The organism is Labrys sp. 22185 (genome assembly GCF_052045555.1).
GTDB classification, from domain to species: domain Bacteria; phylum Pseudomonadota; class Alphaproteobacteria; order Rhizobiales; family Labraceae; genus Labrys; species Labrys neptuniae.
In genome coordinates, this window is record NZ_JBQEPH010000042.1 from 13388 (window position 1) to 32406 (window position 19019).

The following is a 19019-nucleotide window of genomic DNA, read 5'->3' on the forward strand; positions in this document are numbered from 1 at the left end:
TGCGCCGTGCTCGAGCATGGACGCACCGGCCCAGTCGTCCGGCCAAATGACGCTAAATCGATAACACAGGTTTGTCGAAATTCACAAGGGCGTGGCCCCAGTAGGCTTAAGAGGGGGAAAGATCACAGTTCTGCCATTCCCAGCTGCCACGGCTTGGTCTAGAGGCTGTGCCATCTTTTTTCTTTCGCCCCGTCAGTGGAACCGTGCCCGGTATGACCGCCCTTTTGCGCCCCGCCCTTGTCCTGCTTGCTCTTTGCGCCGGCACGCCCGCTCTCGCCGACAGCGCCGACAGGGATTGCTCGAAAGGAGCGGCCGAGCAGCGCATTCCCGCGTGCACGCAATTGCTCGACCGGAAACTGGCCAAATCGACCCGGGCATTGGTGTATTTCCGGCGCGGGCAGGCCTATGCGGAAAACAGCGACGATGGCAAGGCAGTGGCGGATTTCAGCGCGGCACTCGACTTGCGGCCGCGTGATGCCGCCAGCCTGACCGCGCGGGCCGACGCCCAGTCCCGCCTCGGCGAGATGGATGCCGCGCTGGCCGACTATGCCGCCGTGATCGCCGTCAATAAGCGCTCGGCGCTCCCGCTGGTCAATCGGGGCTTCGCGTTGCTCCAGTTCGATCGCAACGAGGAGGCGATCAAGGATTTCGATGCGGCCATCGCCCTCAACGGACGCGAGGAAGAGGCCTATAAGGGCCGTGGCGATGCCCATCGTGCCCTCGAGGAGCATATGGCCGCCATCGACGACTACACGCAGGCCATCCGGCTCGACAAGACCTACAAGAACGCTTTCTACGCCAGGGCCCGCTCTCTCATCGAGATGAAGGACTATACCCGCGCCCTGGAAGACCTGCAGAAGGCGCTCGACCTCGACAGCGATTTCGATTCCGCCTATTTCAGCCGCGCTTTCGTGCAATGGCAGCTCGGCGACACCGAAGCCGCCATCGCCGACTATACCAAGGCGCTCGCGCTCGATACCAATTTCCCGTCCGCCCGCCTGGAACGCGGACAGCTCTTTGCTGCCCTGCATCGCTATGACGAGGCGATGGCCGATTATGACGAGACAATCCGCGAACAGCCCGGCAGCGACCAGGCCTATGTTTCGCGCGGCATCATCTGGCGCGAACTCGGGGACTACGACAATGCCCTCGCGGACCTTGCCAAGGCGCTGGAACTCACCAAGGACAAGCCCGATACCCTCAACGAACGGGCCCTGACCTATCTCGCCGCCGATCGCTATGACGAGGCGCTGCGCGATGCCGACGCCGCCATCTCCGCCGATAGCCACGTGACCGACTATTTCGTCACGCGCGCACGCATCCATGAGAGCCGGGGCGAGCGAGACGATGCCATCGCCGATTTCAACAAGGCGCTGGAACTAGACCCGGCCAACAAGCCAGCCAAGGGCGGCCTGTCGCGGCTCGGCGCCAAGCCGTAAATCCGGCAAGAGCGGACCTCTCGTCCCCTCCTGGAAGCGCCGGACTTGTGGGAAAGCAAGAGGCGGACGGGACGTCCGCGGTCCCAGCCTTGGCGGTTGCAGCGCAAACCTTGCCGAGGTCACGCAGGAAACGGCGCGGCGGGGACTGCGGACGTCTTGTCCGCCTCTTGCGCTCCTCAGATCTTCTCCAACCAGCCGACCAGGCGCTGGGTGGCGACCTGGAGCTGCTCGGGGCTGCGCAAATAGCACAGCCGCATGAAGCCCTCGCCGCCGGCCCCGAAGGCCGTGCCGGGCGCGAGGCCGACATTGGCCTGGTCGACGATTTCGAGCCCCAGGCGGCGCACATCCGCTTTCCCCTCGACGGAGAAGAACAGATAGAAGGCGCCGCTCGCCGGGGCGAAGCGCACCTTGCCGGTGGCACTCAGGCCGTTGATGACGATGTCGCGGCCCTGGCGGGCGCGGGCGATCTGGTGCTCGACGAAGCTCTCGCCCCGCTCCAGCGCCGCGATGCCGGCACGCTGCAGGAAGGTGGCGACTCCCGAGGTGGAATATTGGATGAGGTTCTCGATGGTCTGCCCGAGCTCGGGCGGCGCTTCGATCCAGCCGATGCGCCAGCCGGTCATCGCCCAGTTCTTCGAGAAGGTGTCGGTGAAGATGATGCGATCCTCCGGCGTACGGATGTCGCGGAAGGAAGGGGCGCGCCCGCCGGCATAGTGGAAGCGGGTATAGATCTCGTCGGCGAAGATCCACAACCCGTGCCGGCGCGCCAGATCGAGCACGAAGGCGATATCTTCCGCGGTGGCGACCCAGCCGGTGGGATTGGACGGCGAATTGATGAAGATGCCGCGGGTGCGCGGCGTGATGGCATCGGCGAGGCGCTGGAAATCGAGCTTCCAGCCCTGCTCGGTGAAGATCTGGGGCACCATCACCGGCTTGGCGCCGGCCACGCCGATGGCCGCCGCGAAATTCGGCCAGGCCGGTGTCGGCACGATCACTTCGTCGCCCACGCCGGCGATCAGGCGAACCGCCGTCTGGATCGCGTGCATGCCGGACTGGGTGACGAAGAAGCGATCGGCCGAGAACGGCCTGCCGAAAAGACTGGTGTGGTACCGCGCCAAGGCTTCGCGCAGATCGGGAATGCCGCGCTGCCAGGTATAGAAGGTTTCGCCGGCCGCCAGCGACCGTGTCGCCGCCTCGGTGATGAAAGCCGGCGTCGGCACGTCGCCCTCGCCGGCCCAGAGCGGGATCATGCCCTGGCGCGTACGCCCGTAATTCATCACCTCGACGATGCCGCTTTCCGGCGCGCCGAGCGCTTCCGGCCTGAGGCCATCGAGGAAGGAGGGGGCGGCGGGAATCGTCTCGACGGCGGCAGTCACGGCATCATCCTTGCAATGGGAATGCCGGACCTTATGACATCCGTGCGAGCGGCAGAAACCAAAACTTGGAATGGTTTCCATCGCCGGCATGCATGAATGCGAGCAGCCTCTCCGCCTTGCGGAAAAGGCCGCCGCATAATGGGCTTATCGTCTGGCGAGCAGGTCGCGGATTTCCGTCAGCAGCTGGATATCGGCCGGCGGAGGAGGAGGCGCCTCAGGGGCTGCCTCGGCCGCAGGCTTCAGATTCTTGACGCGGTTGATGCCTTTCACCACCAGGAAGAGCACGAAGGCGATGATCAGGAACTTGACGGTGACGGTAATGAACTTGCCATAGGCGAAGACGGCACCGGCCTTACGGGCATCATCGAGCGAGACGCCCTCGGGGACCTTGGAACTCAGGCCGACATACATGTTCGAGAAATCGAGCCCGCCCGTGATTGCGCCGATGATCGGCATGATGATGTCATCAACCAATGACGCGACGATCAGACCGAACGCTGCACCGATGATCACACCGATGGCGAGATCGACGACATTGCCCTTAAGGGCAAATTCCTTGAATTCCTTGAGCATGGAGCCTCCGCTTGTGGCGTAACTGGATCGACGTCAACGCAACCGACATCTTGCGTCGGCCCCTGATCATACCAGCGCCCGCCCCAAGATCCGTCACTATAGAGAGGTAACAATTACCTCCGACGACTGGAGATGCAAGCGGCCGCTAGGTCGGGCGCTCCAGTTCAAACGTGCTTTCCACTACGGAATAGTCCCGATAGCCCAGGCGCGAGACCACGCGCATCGCAGCGGTATCGACGCGGCCGTCGCGAATGAAGCGGTCGTCGACATGGATGCCGACCACCTCGCCGCACACGAGCCAGGCGTCGCTCGGCGCGCCCTCCGCGTCGACGAGATGGATCGTCTGGGTCCAGCGGCACTCCAATGCGGCGGCGGCACGCGCCACGCGCGGCGGTTTCACCAGGCGCGAGGGCGCGGCTTCGAGCCGGGCGTGCTCCATTTCGTTCTGGCCGCGCGGCAACCTCGCGGAGGTGGCGTTCATCGCGTCGATCAAATCCTCGGTGACGAGATTGCAGACGAATTCACGCGTCTCCTCGGCGAAGACGACGCTGTCCTTGCGGCCATCTGCGGCGAAGCCGACCAGATGTGGCCGCGACTGGAAGGCGTTGAAGAAGGAGAACGGCGCCAGATTGATGGCTCCGGCCGCCGACATCGTGGTGATCCAGCCGATCGGGCGCGGCGTCACCAGGGCCTTGAACGGATCATGGGGCAGGCCGTGGTCGCCCTTGCGCGGCTCGTAGAACATCGCCTCAAACCTCCAGCGTCTGGCCGAGCCGCTTGAGGAAGCTAGCACAGGCCTCGAGCTCGGACAGGGCGATCCATTCATCGGCGCCATGCGCCTGCTTGATCGAGCCCGGACCGCAGATCACGGTAGGAATGCCGGCAAGTTGAAAATGACCGGCCTCGGTGCCGTAGGAAACGGCCTGGGTATGGTTGCGCCCGGCAAGGCGCAGGGCCAGCGTCTCGGCATAGGAACCGGGCTCGGGCGAGAGCGCCGGCACGGCCACGTCGAGTTCGGTCACGATATCCGCCTCGAGTGCGTTGCGCCTCAGCCGCGGCAGCACGACTTCCTGGCTGAAGGCACGGATCCGGTCCGGTACGAACTCCACCGGCAGGGAGGGCAGGCCGCGGCATTCCCAGACGATGCGCGCCTCGTCCGGCACGATGTTGATGGCCTTGCCGGCCTGGATGAGGCCGGCCTGCACCGTGGAATAGCCCGGCTCGAACCGACCCGAGGGATCGCCCGCCGCCTGCAGCTCGTCGGCGATATCGTCGAGATGGCTGATGATGCGGGCGGCCGCATGCAGGGCGTTGGCGCCGAGGGCCGGCATGGCCGAATGGGCTGGGCGGCCGGTGATGCGCGTAAGGTAGCCGGCGAGCGATTTCTGCGCATCGACCACCTCCATCAGCGTCGGTTCCCCGACGATGCAGGCGCGCGGCAAAGGCAGGTCCTGGCCGAAGCGGGCAATCATGTCGAGGCTGCCGAGGCAGGAGATTTCCTCGTCATAGGAGATGGCGATATGAATAGGCGCCTTGAGTTTCATCGCCAGGAAGTCGGGCACAAGGGCAAGCGCAGTGGCGACGAAGCCCTTCATGTCGCAGGTGCCGCGGCCATAAAGGCGATCGCCCTCCAGTCGCGCCTCGAAGGCCGGCGCCGTCCAGGCCTGGCCCTCCACCGGCACCACGTCGACATGGCCGGAGAGCACCACCCCCGGCCGATCCGTCGGGCCGATGGTAGCAAGCAGAGCAGCCTTGTCGCCCGCGGCATTGGGCAGGCGGACGCTGTCGACGCCATGTCCGGCCAGGTAATCGGCAACGAAATCGATCAGCGCCAGATTGGAGCGGGAACTGACCGTATCGAAAGAAACCAGCTTGGCGGTGAGTTCGGCAGGGGTATAGCGAGGGGGCATGAGATTTCCGGGTGCGCGGGCATCCTGCCCGCTCTTGAAAACGGCGCGAGGAAGGAAAGGAAGAGCGGGCAAGAGGCCCGCGCTCCCAAGATCAGGCGTTCACCAGTTCTTCCGTCTCGGCCTTGTCGAACTCGTAGCGGGCGTTGCAGAACTCGCAGGTCACCGTGATCGACCCGTCGTCGGCGACCATGTCGCGGCGATCGGTTTGCGAGAAATTGCGCAGCATGGTGGTGACGGCCTCGCGCGAGCAGCGGCATTTCTCGATGATGGCCGAGCTCTCGAACACCCGGGCTCCGCGCTCGTGGAACAGGCGATAGAGCAGTTCCTCGGCTGAGACGTTCGGATCGGTGAGCTCGTGATCCTCCACGGTGCCCATCAGAAGCTTGGCTTCCACCCAAGAATCGTCTTCCTGGACATCGCCGTCGCGATGCTGCAGCACCTCGGCACCCTCGGGCGCGTCGCCCGGCGGCAGGTCGGCCATGCGCATGCGCTCGGGCGAGGACGGCAGGAACTGGATCATCATGCCGCCGGCGCGCCAGCTCGTGCCCTCCCCGGCCACGTAATTCTCGGCCACGGCCAGGCGGACGCGGGTGGGAATCTGCTCGGACTGGCGGAAATACTGGTCTGCCGCCGCTTCCAGGCTCTCCCCCTCCAGGGCGACGATACCCTGATAGCGCGCCATGTCCGGACCCTGGTCGATGGTCATGGCAAGATGGCCGCTGCCGAGCAGCTCGATCGTGCTGGTCTTGCCAGCCTCGATGGCGGCAGCTACGGCCTCCTTGTCGAAGGTGGCGCAGGCCCGCACCCGGTCCGGTGCCTGGAAATCGACCACCAGCATGCGAACCGGCCCGTCCGTGCGGGTCTGCAGGATGAAGCGGCCGTCGAATTTCAGCGTGGTGCCGAGCAGCAGCGCCAAGGCCGTCGCCTCGCCGAGCGCGCGCGACACTGGCGCGGGATAATCGTGACGGCGCAGAATGGTATCGATGGCAGGGCCGAGCCTGACGACACGGCCCCGCACGTCCAGGCCCTCGGCCTGGAAGGGCAGGATGTGATCGTCTTCCATCAGATGGGGCTCGCTCATGCCGCAGCCTGCCCCAAGCACCAGGCAAGCACGCCCTTCTGGGCATGCAGGCGGTTCTCGGCCTCGTCGAACACCACCGATTGCGGCCCGTCGATCACCTCGTCGGTCACCTCCTCGCCACGATGGGCGGGCAAGCAATGCATGAACAGGGCATCCGGCTTGGCAAGCCCCATCAGCTTGGCGTTGACCTGGTAGGGGCGCAGCAGATTATGGCGATAGCCCTCGGAATCACCCATCGAGATCCAGCAATCAGTGACGACGCAGTCGGCGCCCTCCACCATCTCGCGGGGGTCGGTGCCGATTTCCAGCCGGGCCTTGTTGGCACGGGCCCAGTCGACGACCTCCTTGCGCACCGAAAGATCCTGGGGCGCGGCGACGCGCATGGTGAAGTCGAAGCGCTGCGCTGCCTCGATCCAGGAGGTCAGCACATTGTTGGCGTCGCCCGTCCAGGTTACCGTCTTGCCCTTGATCGGGCCGCGATGCTCCTCATAGGTCAGGATATCCGCCATGATCTGGCAGGGATGGGAGAGCTTGGTGAGGCCGTTGATCACGGGGATCGAGGCGTTGGCCGCCAGCTCGCGCACCGCCGCATGGTCCAGCATGCGGATCATCACCGCATCGACATAGCGCGAGAGCACGCGCGCGGTGTCGGCGATGGTCTCGCCGCGGCCGAGCTGCATCTCGGCACCGGTCAGCATCAGGGTCTCGCCCCCAAGCTCACGCATGCCGACATCGAAGGAAACGCGGGTCCGCGTCGAGGGCTGCTCGAACACCATGGCCAGCACCTTGCCGGTGAGCGGGCGTTCGCCGGCCACCTTGCCCTTCACGCGCTTGGCCTTGATCGAAGCGGCGAGATCGAGAACGGCCCGCAGGTCCTGGGTGGGAAGATCGGAAAGATCGAGAAAATGCTTCAACATCGTCAATGTCCGGCAGCCTTGAGCTTGTGCGAGAGGGCGACACAGGCAGCCTCGATTCGGCGCACGCCTTCGAGAAGCTCCTCATCCGAGATGATCAGCGGCGGCAATAGCCGCGTGACATTGTCGCCGGCCGGAATGGCCACCAGCTTCTGCGCCCGGAGGGCACCGACGAACTCGCCCGGTGCCACGCGCGTACGCAAGCCCAGCATCAGACCGTCGCCGCGGATCTCCTCGATGATATCGGGAAAGCGGTCCTTCAATTCGGCCAGACGCTGGCGCAGCAGCAGGCCGGCCTTGGCGACATGCTCCAGGAATCCTTCCTCGAGCACGACGTCGAGCACCGCATTGCCCACTGCCATGGCGAGCGGGTTGCCGCCGAAGGTGGTGCCGTGCACGCCGGCCGTCATGCCCTTGGCCGCCTCGTCGGTGGCGAGGCAGGCGCCCATCGGGAAGCCGCCGCCGATACCCTTGGCCACCGCCATGATGTCGGGCGTCACGCCCGCCCATTCATGCGCAAACAGCTTGCCGGTGCGTCCGACGCCGGTCTGCACCTCGTCGAAGATCAGCAGCAGGCCCTTGGCATCACAGAGCTGGCGCATGCCCTTCAGGCAGGCCTGGGGCAGAGTGCGGATGCCGCCCTCGCCTTGGATCGGCTCCACCAGGATAGCGGCCGTCTCCGGCGTGATCGTCCGGTCCAGCACCTCGTGGTCGCCAAAGGCGATCTGGTCGAAACCATCGACCTTGGGGCCGAAGCCTTCGAGATATTTGGCCTGGCCACCGGCCGCGATGGTCGCCAGCGTACGGCCGTGGAAGGCCCCTTCGAAGGTGATGATGCGGAAGCGCTCGGGATGGCCGTTGGCCGACTGGTATTTGCGGGCCATCTTGATGGCGCATTCGAGCGCCTCGGCCCCCGAATTGGTGAAGAAGACCTTGTCCGCGAAGGTGGCATCCGCCAGCCGGCGGGCCAGCTTCTCGCCGCCCGGCATCTGGAACAGGTTGGAGGTATGCCAGATCTTCTGGGCCTGCTCGGTCAGCGCCGAAACCAGATGCGGATGGGCATGGCCGAGCGAATTGACGGCGATACCCGCGCCAAAATCGAGATAGCGCTCGCCGTCCGAGCCGATCATCCAGACGCCCTCGCCTCGCTCGAAAGCCACGTCCGCTCGGGCATAAGTCGGCAGGATGGCCGATGGGGCGGAATCATGGGACGGCTGAGGTTTGACGGAGGCGTTCACGGGTGTGGCTTTCAGGTTGGCAATTCTAGAGGTTTGAGACAGTCCTGGAACATCATGATGACAAGAGCAAAGCGCGCTTCGGCGAAACAGCACTTTGTTCCAACTCTTGGTTCCGACGCATCTTGCGATCGATGGCGATGCCGCCAAATCGCAGAACGCTTGGGCCAAAAAATCAAAACGCCGCCCCAAGGTTGCTGCTTGAGGGCGGCTGTTTCGACGAAAAATATATTAGGCGCGAGGGCGATGCTGTCAATGGCAGCGTTGATGGGACAGCATCGCGGAGGCAGCGACCGCCGGAGACCGGCTCCGGCGCGCGCTCAATCGAACTTGTAGCTCACCCCGAAGCGGATCAGATCGTTGGAGAGCTTGACCTTGGCCCTTCCGGCTGCACCCGATACGCTGTGCGAGCCGAACCCGAGATGCAGATAGCTGAGATCGAGCACGACCTTTTCCGTCACGGCATAGGAGACGCCGGCACCGGCCGCCCAGCCGACCTTGGTGAAGCGATCGGACGTCGCCCCGAGCGGTGTGCTCAGATCCGTCTTGATCCCGCCGATCGCCAGGCCGCCGGTGCCATAGACCAGGAACCGATCGATCGGCAGCCCGATACGCACGCGCGCGGTACCGAACCAATCCAGCCCGACCTTGATCGCGCTGTCACCCGCGATCGTACGACCAGACATGCCCGACCCCGCCAAGTCGACCACACCGCCGACCACGACGGGACCGAGGTCGTGATCGTAGCCCGCCTCGGCGCCGAGGAACCAGCTCTCGTCGTTCATGCTGAAATTCGCGGCATCCGCCGGCGCGCCCGGCACGGTATCGGTGAAAGTAAAGGTTCCAGACCCCGAGGTGAAGAAGGTGGTCGTCGTGATATCGGGACCGGCGGGATGGGCGGCACTGCCCTCGGCACGCATATGGCCATAGCCGCCGATCACGCCGGCGTAGAAGCCCTGCCAGCTGAAGACGGGCGCGACGGCATCGGAACGGCTTGATGATACCGTCTGCGCCGATGCCGGGCCGCTCATTGCCAGGCCGGCAGCGACGAGGAAAGAGGAACCGAGAAGACCACGAACAAGATAATTCATTTGAGTGACAGACCCCAATATTGCGGGATCAAGGCTATTGAATTCGTCGGGCAATTCGCAAGATGGTCACGCTGAAATAACTTGATCCTTCGCAGGTCCGGAAATGTCCGTGATAATTAAGCAACACACCCGCAGCAAAAACACGGAACTTCGGAGGATATTCCAAAAACTGTAACACGCCTAAACGTAATCATCGCGACGCCAATAAAAATCGAAGACGACAAGAGACGTTGAGGAACTACGAATATACCGAAAATTCCAGGCAGAAAAGCAATCAATATGATGAATAGAGCTTCTGCTCGGAAAGGGACGATTGCGTCAGTGTATTGATCTGGTCTTTCAAAGCCGATCGACGATCATTGGTCTGATAAACCGATCGAGCCAGTTCGATGAAACCGGATCCGAAATCCCTACGTGACTCATGATCCCGGATGTCGTCCTCGATCGCCCACAGACGAAGGTTGACGTCCTTGAGGGCGCGATAGACAGCCAGCACCTCCGGGGCTTCGCGTCCGCTATCCCGCCAGACGACCCGCAGCAAGCCAAGCTCGTCGCTCACGCGCGCCCTGCGCACGGCGTCGGCAATGCGCTCCTGTTTGATCTCCAGGATGGAGATCTTATCCAGCAATTCTCCATAGGACACCGGAATCAGGGCCTGGGTGGGGGCAGTCATGACGCTCCTCTGGTCAACGCGGCGAGGCTTTCGGCAGCTTGGGCGAACGGCGAACTCCAGTCCCCCGGGCGTGCCTGTCGAAACAGCCGCATCGAATCGTACCAGGGCGACGTCTTTCCCACATACCCCCAGCGCCAATCCGGCGCATATTTGAGCATGAGCCAGACCGGACGTCCCAGGGCGCCGGCCAGATGCGCCACGGAGGTATCGGAGGTCACGACCAAGTCGAGGCTCTGCATCAGGCCCGCCGTATCGAGAAAGGCATCGCTGCCGCCGTCGAAGGAAGCCGGCATTCGCCGCACCACCATGTCATCAGGCAGCTGATCGAGCTGATCGAGACCAAAATTCTTCTGAAGGCTGATGAGATTGACCCCCTTCACCCGAGCCAGCGGCGCAAACTCGATCAGTGGAATCGAACGCCCGCGGTCGATGACGCCTTGCGGATTGCCCTGCCAGACCACACCGATATTGAACCCCTCCGGCAGGTGCCCAGCCCATGCCTCGACACGATCGGGCCTGGCCGCCAGATAAGGGAGGCCCTCGATGTCTTCGCGCGGCAGGCCAAGACGATGTGGAATGCTCATGAGGGGCGCGTAGACATCGAAGAAGCCCGCTTCTTCCGGTGCGGCGAATACCGACAATTCGGGGAAGGCCTCGGCGATGATCGCACGCAGCGGCGGGTGCACCTCCAGGCGAACCTCGGCGCCCCGCCTGCGGAGGAGCCGGGCAAAGCGGCAGAACTGCAAGGCATCGCCGAGGCCCTGCTCATGATAGAGAAAAATGGTCTTGCCAGCGATGTCCTCGCCGCACCATTCCGGCCGATCGCTGACGAATGTGCGATAGCCGTCGGTACGGCGGCGCCACTCATATTCACTGAACCCTTCGCGATAATCGCCGAGGCCAAGGAGATAGAAACCCAGGGCGAGATGCGCGTTGGCGTCGGCGGGCTGTGCCTTGACGGCCCCGCGAAAGGCCACGAGCGCAGCATCGTGGTCGCCCCTGGCGGCGTGAATGCCGGCGATGTTGAAATAGGGATCGACGCTGCGAGGCTTCAGTGCGGCGATGCGCCCGTGAACCGCCAGCGCTTCGTCATGAATGCCATGCTGCTGCAGGTGAAGGCCGAGGTTGAGCAGGCAATGTGGGTTGGCGGGCGCCAGCTCGCAGGCATGCCGCAATGCATGATGAGCTTCTTCCTTGTGGCCAAGAGCGTCATAGGCCGCACCGAGGTTGCTATGGCCCTCCGCATAATCCGCCTGCAGGGCAACGGCCCGCCGGAGGACCCGCACAGCCGTTTCGAAGGCTCCCTTGCGCAACAGGGCCAAGCCGAGATTGTTATGCGCTGGCACGAACCGGGGCATGAGGGCAATGGCACGCTGATGCGCCTCTATGGCTCCCTCGATATCGTCCTTTTCCAGCAGCGCCGCACCGAGATTGGTATGGGCTTCCGCATAATCCGGCTTGAGACGGAGGGCTTCACGATACGCCACGACCGCCTCGTTCCAGCGCTTCTGAACGGCGAGAGCGTTGCCGAGATTGCGAAAGGCTTCCCCATAGCCCGGCCGCCAGCCGATGGCCTTCTGGTAAGCCTCGACCGCGCCGGCCATGTCGCCCTTGTCCTGCAGGGCAACGCCGAGATTGCGCCAGGCTTCGGCATTGCTCGGCTGGGCGGCAATGGCACGACGGAATTGCGCGATCGCCTGGTTCAACTGCCCCTGCTGCTGCAGGCAGACACCATAAAGCCGCAGCACTGGGCTGTTAGTCGGCTGCAAGGCTACGACCTTGCAATAGAGGGACTGGGCTTCGGCCAGCCGGCCGGCCTTATGTGCCCGGACAGCCTCGTCCAACAGGGCATGCGGAGACTTCAGCATCACGGCATTCGATCAATGCCATGTCCGGACTTGTCCGGCGGCGAAGCCATGCCGTCTTCCCGGCGCCGCCAACGGCATTCCCTCTCCAGCCGTATTTCCTCGACAGGAAGACGCGGCCAGGCCCTCACTTCGATATATCGGGCAGCGTTACCGTGCATGGCTGTGGGCTGTTTGGGGGCGGGAATCGACCTTGCATAGGTGAAGACAGGCCGGTTGGAAAGAGCGAGCATTGCTGGAAGCCACATCCCGACAGGCCAGGCGGCACGGCAGCGGTTGCTTTTCCCGTCTCCGAAGAATGGCGGAGCAATTTGCGCTGGCTTCCATACCGCAAATTGCTCCGCGACGTTCAAGTCTCAATCGTGGTGCTTGGTGTCGTCCGACTGCGCATGACGCGCAGGCTCTTCGCTGCGGCTTGCAGCCGGCGCCTTGTGCCCGCCACCAAGCGATGCAGCCAGCAACGCTTGCGTCGGATCGGCGCCCCGGAAACCGGCCTGGGCCAGGATTTCGTCGAGAATGGGCTTCTGGGCCGTGAAGCTGAGAAGCTGGCTGGAGAGATCGCCGATCGGATGGCCCGCCGCGCCGTTTCCTCCATTGCCAACGGCACCGGCCAGCCCGCCTGCGCTGAAGATCCGGATGTCCGAGATCTTCTCGATCGGCTTCATCGCCTGTTCGAGCGCCTGCGGCACGATCGCCACACGCGCCTTGGCGAGCTCGAAGCCGATGACGCTTTCCGCCAATGCGTTGCGTGCTTCGTTCTTGGCCCGCTCGGCCCGCGCTTCCGCCTCGCCCAGTTCGACCACGCCGGTGGCACGGATCTTGGCCGCCTGTGCCTCGGCATCGGCCTGGATCTTGGTAGCTGCGGCGAGATTCTCGGCGGCCTGGCGCTCGGCCTCGGCCTTGACGGTGATGGCGGTCGCCTCCTGCTCGGCGGCCTTGCGGGCATCGATCACGGCGATGCGCTTGGCGCGCTCGGCGATCTCGACCTCGCGGGCCGTGGTCACCTGCTCCTCGGCGGTGATGGCGGCTGCCTTCGCCTCATCGGCCTTGGCACGGGCAGCCTGCTCCTCCTCGATCTTGCGGGCGACGGTGATCGCCGCGTCGATGCGAGCCGTTTCGGTGATCTTGCGGGCCACCGCCTCACGTTCGGCAATGCCCTGCTCTGCACCGATGCGCGCCGCCTCGCGAGCCTGGCGCGCCTCGGCGTCGCGCTCGGCAATGCCCCGGTCGGTATCGAGCCGGGCCGTTTCCTGGCTCAGGCGTGCCAATTGCTCGGCCTTGGCGGTCTCGGCGCGGGTTTCGGCCGTCTTGTTGGCGATGTCGCGTTCCTGGGTCAGCTCGGCGTCGCGCTGCTCGCGCTCGATGGTCAGGCGCCTGAGGGCGGCCTCGCGGTCCTTGGTGGCGATCTCGACCTCATTGTCGCGCACGATCTGGTTGCGCTCGCGCTTGCGCTCCTCGGTGATCTTGGTCAGCGCAGTCAGGCCCTCGGCGTCGAACGTGTTGTTCGGGTTGAAATGCTTGATGTCGGTCTGGTCGAGGCGCGTGAGCGAGACCGATTCCAGCTCCAGGCCGTTGGACTGCAAATCGTGCGCCACGGCCGCCTGCACCGATTTGACGAATTCGGCGCGCTGCTCCTGCAGGTCGCGCAGCGACATCGTCGCCGCCACCGAACGCAGGCCGTCGACGAACTTGGCTTCCACCAGGGTCTTGAGAGCATCCGCGTCGTTGGTGCGATCGCCCAGGGTCTGGGCGGCCAGCGCGATGTTCTCGGCATCGGGCTTCACCCGGACATAGAACTCGGCGGTGATGTCGGCACGCATGCGGTCCTTGGTGATCAGCGATTCATATTCGGAGCGCTTGACCTCGAGCCTGAGCGTGCTCAGCGACACCCAGGAATAGGAATGGAAGATGGGCAGGATGACCGAGCCGCCATCGAGCACCACTTTCTTGCCGCCCAGCCCGGTCCGCACATAGGCCTTGTCGCGCGTGGACCTGGTGTAGAGCGTCGTCATGATGATGCCGATGACGACCATCGCCGTCACGATGACTCCGGCAATGAGCCCCACTGAGAAGAAGTCCATGATGGTTCAGCTCCTGTTGCTGTCGCTGTCGAGTGCCTGCGGTGCGGGAATGGCCTGGAAGAGGCCGTCGGCCCCATCCACGATCAGCGCCAGCGCGCCCGTCTCGATGACATGCCCCGGCGCGGCTTTCGCACGCAGGGCGTGGAAATTGTCGTAGCGGTCCTTGACCCGCACGCTGCCGGGATTGCCCTGGTCGAGCGGCCCGATGGTCACCGTGCCGGTCAGGCCGATGAACTCGTCCTGGCTGAGCACGCTGGTTTCCTCGCGCGGGATGATCTTGCCCACGCCCCGGCCCAGCCAGCGCGTGGCGGGGATCGCGGCCGCCAGTGCGCCGGGCACCGAGATCACGGCCGGCAATGGCCCGGCGAGGCTGGAGGCCACCGCCTGAATGGCGAAGCCGAACACGGCGAAAGCGGACAGCAGGATGACGATCAGCACCAGCAGGGGCACGCCGCCGTCATTGAGCCAGGAAGCCCAGGCGCCGAGCAGGCCGCTATCATGGTCGCCGGGCGCATGATCGCCCGACGCATGAAAACCAAGACCGTCGTCGAGCAGTGCCGAGACGGAGGCGCCCAGCAGCATCGAGACGAGTTCGACCACACCGAGGCCGACCACCGTCAGCAATGCCACCCAGAAAGGTGCCGTACCCGGCTGGACGAGGCTGCCCATCATCGCTGGCCATCCCTGAAGGCTCTGAGCCGCGCCTCGATCGCATCCTGGCGCTGCAACTGGCCGAGTTCTTCGACTTCGGCGGCGCCGGTGGTGGGCTTGACCGGCACGCCGGTCACGCGTTCCACCGCCGCCAGCGCGTCGGCGAGCCGCTGATCATTGCGCTGCGAGGGCGTCACGGCGGCAGGTGCGGCGCGCTCCGCCCGCTTGGCATCCTCCAGCCGCTTCTGGGCGTCGGCCCGGGCCGAGGCAATGCTGCGCAGCGTGGTTTCGGCCTCCGCGATCTCCCCCGCATTCTCGGCGATCGCCTTGGAGAGCGCTTCGCGCTGCGCTTCCAGATCGATCTGGACGCCGGTCGCGGCGCGGGCGAGATCCTCGCGCCCTTTCTCGAGGCCGATCCTGATCTTGCCGTCGAGGTCGCGGATCTCGGCATCGAGATCATCGGCCTTGGCCTTGAGGCGGTGCCCGGCGGCGACGGCGACACCGAGCGCGGCGCGCGCCTCCTCGGCGATCTTGCCGATCTCGCGCACGGCCTGCTGGGCGACGGCGGTCGGATTGGCTGCTTCCGCCGTATCGACCGCATTGTTGACGACACCGGCGATGACCCGCCCGAGCCGGGCGAGAATACCTTCGTTGGACATCGGGGGCTCCTTTTGAGGGTGGATGCTGGCCTGAACGCCGACATCGATACGCAGCGACGGGCCTTCGAAGACGAGGCGGGCTTCGGCGAAATCGTCCCAGCCACCGTGATAGCCGCTCACCGAATAGGGCATGACCACCCGGCCATCGATGGTGGCGATGCTGACACTGTCTGGCCCCTTCACGGCGAACAGCTTGGAATCGAGCGGAATGTCGTCGATCGCCTCGCCCGGCTGCCGCCGGCTGTGATCGCGCAGGGCCAGGGTCGCCATGCGCGAAGGCAGCCCCGTCTTCAGGCGGATCTCCTCATAGGCCTCCTCGTGAAGGGCGACGAGATTGGCTCCCTTGGTCCCGTCGAGAATGGCCATCGCCTGGCGGTAGGCGACGAGGGTCGCCTGCAGCGCGCCGCGATCTTCGGCGGTCGGCGCCAGGACGAAAACCATGGTGGCATCAGGCTTTCCAGTCATGCCGAATATATAAAGCACTTCCTTGTTGCTTTCAACGGAGAGACTTCGCTTTTCGGCGTACTAGGTCAAAATCGGAGGATGAATACCGGCCTAAGGCCGCCCAACCCTCAGTTGACGCTACGCTTGGCGTAGGGACTGTCGAGAGAGAAGGCCGGAATGGCGACCTCGAAAGTCTCGCCGCTGTCGGCCACCATGAAATAGGTGCCGACCATCAGACCGGACGGCGTTCCCAGCGGGCAGCCGGAAGTGTATTCGAAGCGCTCGCCGGGCTCCAGTACGGGCTGCTCGCCGACAACGCCCGCGCCCCTGACTTCCTCGCGGCGACCATTCTCGTCGGTGATTTCCCAGGCTCTTGATCGCAGTTGTACCGTTTCCGGGCCCATATTGGCGATCTCGACGGTATAGGCCCAAAAATAACGCCCGTCCGCCGGCCGCGATTCCTCGGCAAGGAAACGGGGGCGGACCGTCACTTTGATATGCCGCGTGGTGGCGCTGTACATATTCCGATTTACGCATTCACGGGCTCTGCCGTCAAACCCTTATGGTCTGACCATTGCAGACTCCGTCGCGACCCTTCATGCTTTGCGGGTTTCCGTGCACAGGACCTGCCATGGCCACGCCCGTCATTCTCGTCGACCCCCTACCGCGTACGCTCGAACAGATCATGGCACCATCGGTGCGAGCCCGCCTCGAACGCCTCGGACGCCTGGTCATCAGCGAGGCCAGGCCGATGAACGACGACGAGATCGAGGCGCTGCTGCCCCATGCCGTGGCCATCATCGGGCAGACGGCAATGTCCGCCGAAAGGCTCGAGCGGGCCCCGCGGCTCACAGCCATCATCAATGTCGAGACCAATTTCCTGCCCAATATCGATTATGCGGCCTGCCAGGCGCGCGGCATCTGGGTGCTGACACCGGCCTCGGCTTTCGCAGCCCCGGTGGCGGAAGCCACGCTCGGCCTCGCCCTCGACCTCGCCCGCGGCATCAGTGCCGCCGACCGCGCCTTCCGGGCCGGCACCGAGACCTATGGCCTGGAAGCCAATCTCGACACCATCCGCTTCGAGGGCGCCCCGGTCGGCATCATCGGCTTCGGGGATCTCGGCCGCAAATTCCGCGAACTCATCCGCCCGTTCCGCAACGAGGTCAGGGTCTATGATCCCTGGCTGCCGGCGGAAACGATCGAGCGGCTGGATTGCCGGCAAACCGATTTGGATGAGTTGCTGGAACGCAGCCGCTTTGTCGTGGTTTTCGCCGCCCCCACCACGGAAAACGTCCATTTCATCGGCGCCCCACAATTTGCCCGCATGCAGAAGGGCTCGGCCTTCCTTTTGATGAGCCGGGCGGCGGTCGTCGATTTCCCGGCCATGATCGCGGCCGCGTGCAGCGGCCATATCCGTGTGGCCACCGACGTCTTCCCGGTCGAGCCGGTTCCGGCCGACGATCCGATGCGGACCACGCCGAACATGGTATTCTCGGCCCATCGCACCGGTGGCACCAGGGATGCCCTGTTCGAGATCGGCAGCATGGCGGTCGCCGATCTCGAGCTCATCCTCCAGGACCTGTCGCCGCAGCTCTGCCGCCGCGCGGATCCCTCCATCGCCGGCCGCTTGCGTTCCCAGCCGGTGAGCAAGACCTGATCGAAAAAAGCTTCCAGCCATTGCCTATGCCTGGGCCCCCATGTCGGGAAATCCCGCGTGCGTTTGAGGTCCTGCAGATTTCTCCATTACACTCGGCGGCGAGCAACCTAGCCAGGGAAAACGCCATGGATCGCCGCCGCCTCGAAATGACCGTGCTGATGACACCCGACATGGCCAATTTCAGCGGCAAGGTGCATGGCGGCGCACTGCTCAATCTGCTCGACCGCGTCGCCTTCTCCTGCGCCTCCCGCTTCTCGGGCCAGTATGCCGTGACGCTGTCCGTCGACCAGGTGATGTTCAAGGAGCCGATCCAGGTGGGTGAACTCGTTACCTTCCTCGCCTCGATCAACCATGCCGGGCGGACATCGATGGAGGTCGGTATCCGGGTGGAAGCAGAGAACATCCGCTCCGGCACCCGTCGCCACACTAATTCCTGCTATTTTACCATGGTGGCGGTGGACGATGAGGGTCGCCCCTCGGCCGTACCGGTTCTGGAAGTGAAAGGGTCGACCGAGGAACGACGCTATCGGGCAGCGGAACTGCGGCGGACCCTGCGTCGCGAGATCGCCGCCCGCCTGGAAGCCGTGGCCGAGACCGGCGTTGACAGCGGAGGCTGACAGTCACCGCGAGCGACATGTCAATTTCATCGAACCTAACGATCGAGATTATGCAGGTTTTCGGCATGCCCATTTCAGGGCATGCAGATCTACAGTCGAGGCTGCATTCAGGCGCCTCTTCCGCTTTGGCAAATTTTCATTGAGAGAGAAATTCTTCTCATGTCCAAGACCTTTATCGATCATATCAAGACCCGCCGCACGCAATATGCCCTGGGCAAGACGCTGCCCAAGAGCGAGGAAGAGATCAGCAGATTGATCCAGGACGTGATCAAGCATGTCCCGTCCTCCTTCAATTCGCAGAGTTCGCGCGCCGTGATCCTGTTCGGCAAACAGAGCGACAAATTCTGGCATCTGACCAAGGAAATCCTGCGCAAGATCGTGCCCGCCGACAGCTTCGCCTCGACCGAGGCCAAGATGGATTCCTTCGCCGCCGGCGCCGGCACCGTGCTGTTCTTCGAGGATCAGGACGTGGTGAAGAGCCTGCAGGAGCAGTTCCCGCTCTATGCCGACGCCTTCCCGGCCTTCTCCGAGCAGTCCGGCGGCATGGCGCAGTTCGCCGTGTGGACGGCCCTGGCCGAGCACGGCATCGGCGCCAGCCTGCAGCACTATGCCCCGCTGGTCGACGAGGCCGTGCAGAAGGAATGGCATGTGCCCAAGTCCTGGAAGCTGCGCGCCCAGATGCCCTTCGGCTCCAACGAGCAGCCCTTCCCCGAGAAGAGCTTCATGAACGACAATGATCGCTTCAAGGTCTAC

The 19019-nt window shown here is 64.3% G+C and carries 18 protein-coding genes; 4 read left to right on the plus strand and 14 right to left on the minus strand.

Features of this window, described 5'->3' with window-relative positions; all coding sequences use genetic code 11:
* Window positions 1–212 precede the first annotated feature (212 nt).
* On the plus strand, window positions 213–1439 hold the full coding sequence (locus tag ACTJKX_RS34525; protein WP_440728079.1) for a tetratricopeptide repeat protein: 1227 nt from the start codon (window positions 213–215) through the stop codon (window positions 1437–1439).
* Between the two features lie 176 nt (window positions 1440–1615).
* Here the strand turns inward: ACTJKX_RS34525 and ACTJKX_RS34530 are convergent, their stop codons facing one another.
* The 14 genes from ACTJKX_RS34530 to apaG all read right to left on the minus strand — a co-directional run bounded on the left by ACTJKX_RS34530 (window position 1616) and on the right by apaG (window position 16513).
* Window positions 1616–2815 carry a pyridoxal phosphate-dependent aminotransferase gene (locus ACTJKX_RS34530; protein ID WP_440728080.1) on the minus strand — a complete coding sequence of 400 codons (1200 nt, stop codon included), beginning with the start codon at window positions 2813–2815 and terminating at the stop codon, window positions 1616–1618.
* Window positions 2816–2959: 144 nt separating this feature from the next.
* Window positions 2960–3388 carry a large conductance mechanosensitive channel protein MscL gene (gene mscL, locus ACTJKX_RS34535; protein WP_311942689.1) on the minus strand — a complete coding sequence of 143 codons (429 nt, stop codon included), beginning with the start codon at window positions 3386–3388 and terminating at the stop codon, window positions 2960–2962.
* A gap of 145 nt (window positions 3389–3533) precedes the next feature.
* On the minus strand, window positions 3534–4133 hold the full coding sequence (locus tag ACTJKX_RS34540) for a flavin reductase family protein (protein ID WP_367625158.1): 600 nt from the start codon (window positions 4131–4133) through the stop codon (window positions 3534–3536).
* Window positions 4134–4137: 4 nt separating this feature from the next.
* Entirely contained in the window at window positions 4138–5298 is a 1161-nt protein-coding gene (gene argE, locus ACTJKX_RS34545; RefSeq protein WP_394310635.1) for an acetylornithine deacetylase, read from the minus strand.
* A gap of 91 nt (window positions 5299–5389) precedes the next feature.
* Window positions 5390–6379, minus strand: a complete 990-nt coding sequence (locus ACTJKX_RS34550) for an Hsp33 family molecular chaperone (RefSeq protein WP_394310637.1) — start codon at window positions 6377–6379, stop codon at window positions 5390–5392.
* A complete protein-coding gene (argF, locus tag ACTJKX_RS34555) occupies window positions 6376–7296 on the minus strand; it encodes an ornithine carbamoyltransferase (RefSeq protein ID WP_440728081.1) in 921 nt (306 codons plus the stop codon). Before argF ends, ACTJKX_RS34550 begins: the two co-directional genes overlap by 4 nt.
* A gap of 2 nt (window positions 7297–7298) precedes the next feature.
* Window positions 7299–8531, minus strand: coding sequence for an aspartate aminotransferase family protein (locus ACTJKX_RS34560; protein ID WP_394310639.1), 1233 nt, complete (start codon window positions 8529–8531; stop codon window positions 7299–7301).
* A gap of 317 nt (window positions 8532–8848) precedes the next feature.
* Window positions 8849–9619, minus strand: a complete 771-nt coding sequence (locus tag ACTJKX_RS34565) for an outer membrane protein (RefSeq protein WP_440728082.1) — start codon at window positions 9617–9619, stop codon at window positions 8849–8851.
* A 274-nt stretch (window positions 9620–9893) separates the two neighbouring features.
* Window positions 9894–10292, minus strand: coding sequence for a DUF6165 family protein (locus tag ACTJKX_RS34570; RefSeq protein ID WP_440728083.1), 399 nt, complete (start codon window positions 10290–10292; stop codon window positions 9894–9896).
* Window positions 10289–12160 (minus strand): tetratricopeptide repeat protein, encoded by a 1872-nt coding sequence (locus ACTJKX_RS34575; RefSeq protein WP_440728084.1) that lies wholly within the window; start codon window positions 12158–12160, stop codon window positions 10289–10291. Before ACTJKX_RS34575 ends, ACTJKX_RS34570 begins: the two co-directional genes overlap by 4 nt.
* 353 nt (window positions 12161–12513) lie before the next feature.
* Window positions 12514–14238, minus strand: coding sequence for a flotillin family protein (locus tag ACTJKX_RS34580; RefSeq protein WP_440728085.1), 1725 nt, complete (start codon window positions 14236–14238; stop codon window positions 12514–12516).
* A 6-nt stretch (window positions 14239–14244) separates the two neighbouring features.
* On the minus strand, window positions 14245–14910 hold the full coding sequence (locus ACTJKX_RS34585; RefSeq protein WP_311942713.1) for an OB-fold-containig protein: 666 nt from the start codon (window positions 14908–14910) through the stop codon (window positions 14245–14247).
* Window positions 14907–15989, minus strand: coding sequence for a PspA/IM30 family protein (locus tag ACTJKX_RS34590; protein WP_440728086.1), 1083 nt, complete (start codon window positions 15987–15989; stop codon window positions 14907–14909). Before ACTJKX_RS34590 ends, ACTJKX_RS34585 begins: the two co-directional genes overlap by 4 nt.
* A 131-nt stretch (window positions 15990–16120) precedes the next feature.
* Window positions 16121–16513: a Co2+/Mg2+ efflux protein ApaG gene (gene apaG / locus ACTJKX_RS34595; protein WP_068286796.1), complete on the minus strand. Its 393-nt coding sequence runs from the start codon at window positions 16511–16513 to the stop codon at window positions 16121–16123.
* Window positions 16514–16623: 110 nt separating this feature from the next.
* Here apaG and ACTJKX_RS34600 point away from each other — a divergent pair, with 110 nt between their 5' ends.
* The 3 genes from ACTJKX_RS34600 to ACTJKX_RS34610 form a co-directional block, all read left to right on the plus strand.
* On the plus strand, window positions 16624–17649 hold the full coding sequence (locus ACTJKX_RS34600; protein ID WP_440728087.1) for a hydroxyacid dehydrogenase: 1026 nt from the start codon (window positions 16624–16626) through the stop codon (window positions 17647–17649).
* A gap of 125 nt (window positions 17650–17774) precedes the next feature.
* Complete coding sequence (locus ACTJKX_RS34605; RefSeq protein ID WP_440728088.1) at window positions 17775–18266, plus strand: acyl-CoA thioesterase; 492 nt, start codon at window positions 17775–17777, stop codon at window positions 18264–18266.
* Window positions 18267–18425: 159 nt separating this feature from the next.
* A partial coding sequence (locus ACTJKX_RS34610; protein WP_440728089.1) for a nitroreductase family protein occupies window positions 18426–19019 on the plus strand: 594 nt, incomplete at its 3' end.

What these genes read in the sequence shown, in the direction of transcription:
- ACTJKX_RS34525 (WP_440728079.1), top strand. Translation starts at nt 213, where the DNA reads ATGACCGCCCTTTTGCGCCCCGCCCTTGTCCTGCTTGCTCTTTGCGCC.
- mscL (WP_311942689.1), bottom strand. Translation starts at nt 3,388, where the DNA reads ATGCTCAAGGAATTCAAGGAATTTGCCCTTAAGGGCAATGTCGTCGAT.
- ACTJKX_RS34540 (WP_367625158.1), bottom strand. Translation starts at nt 4,133, where the DNA reads ATGTTCTACGAGCCGCGCAAGGGCGACCACGGCCTGCCCCATGATCCG.
- argE (WP_394310635.1), bottom strand. Translation starts at nt 5,298, where the DNA reads ATGCCCCCTCGCTATACCCCTGCCGAACTCACCGCCAAGCTGGTTTCT.
- ACTJKX_RS34550 (WP_394310637.1), bottom strand. Translation starts at nt 6,379, where the DNA reads ATGAGCGAGCCCCATCTGATGGAAGACGATCACATCCTGCCCTTCCAG.
- argF (WP_440728081.1), bottom strand. Translation starts at nt 7,296, where the DNA reads ATGTTGAAGCATTTTCTCGATCTTTCCGATCTTCCCACCCAGGACCTG.
- ACTJKX_RS34565 (WP_440728082.1), bottom strand. Translation starts at nt 9,619, where the DNA reads ATGAATTATCTTGTTCGTGGTCTTCTCGGTTCCTCTTTCCTCGTCGCT.
- ACTJKX_RS34570 (WP_440728083.1), bottom strand. Translation starts at nt 10,292, where the DNA reads ATGACTGCCCCCACCCAGGCCCTGATTCCGGTGTCCTATGGAGAATTG.
- ACTJKX_RS34575 (WP_440728084.1), bottom strand. Translation starts at nt 12,160, where the DNA reads ATGCTGAAGTCTCCGCATGCCCTGTTGGACGAGGCTGTCCGGGCACAT.
- ACTJKX_RS34580 (WP_440728085.1), bottom strand. Translation starts at nt 14,238, where the DNA reads ATGGACTTCTTCTCAGTGGGGCTCATTGCCGGAGTCATCGTGACGGCG.
- ACTJKX_RS34585 (WP_311942713.1), bottom strand. Translation starts at nt 14,910, where the DNA reads ATGATGGGCAGCCTCGTCCAGCCGGGTACGGCACCTTTCTGGGTGGCA.
- ACTJKX_RS34590 (WP_440728086.1), bottom strand. Translation starts at nt 15,989, where the DNA reads ATGGTTTTCGTCCTGGCGCCGACCGCCGAAGATCGCGGCGCGCTGCAG.
- apaG (WP_068286796.1), bottom strand. Translation starts at nt 16,513, where the DNA reads ATGTACAGCGCCACCACGCGGCATATCAAAGTGACGGTCCGCCCCCGT.
- ACTJKX_RS34600 (WP_440728087.1), top strand. Translation starts at nt 16,624, where the DNA reads ATGGCCACGCCCGTCATTCTCGTCGACCCCCTACCGCGTACGCTCGAA.
- ACTJKX_RS34605 (WP_440728088.1), top strand. Translation starts at nt 17,775, where the DNA reads ATGGATCGCCGCCGCCTCGAAATGACCGTGCTGATGACACCCGACATG.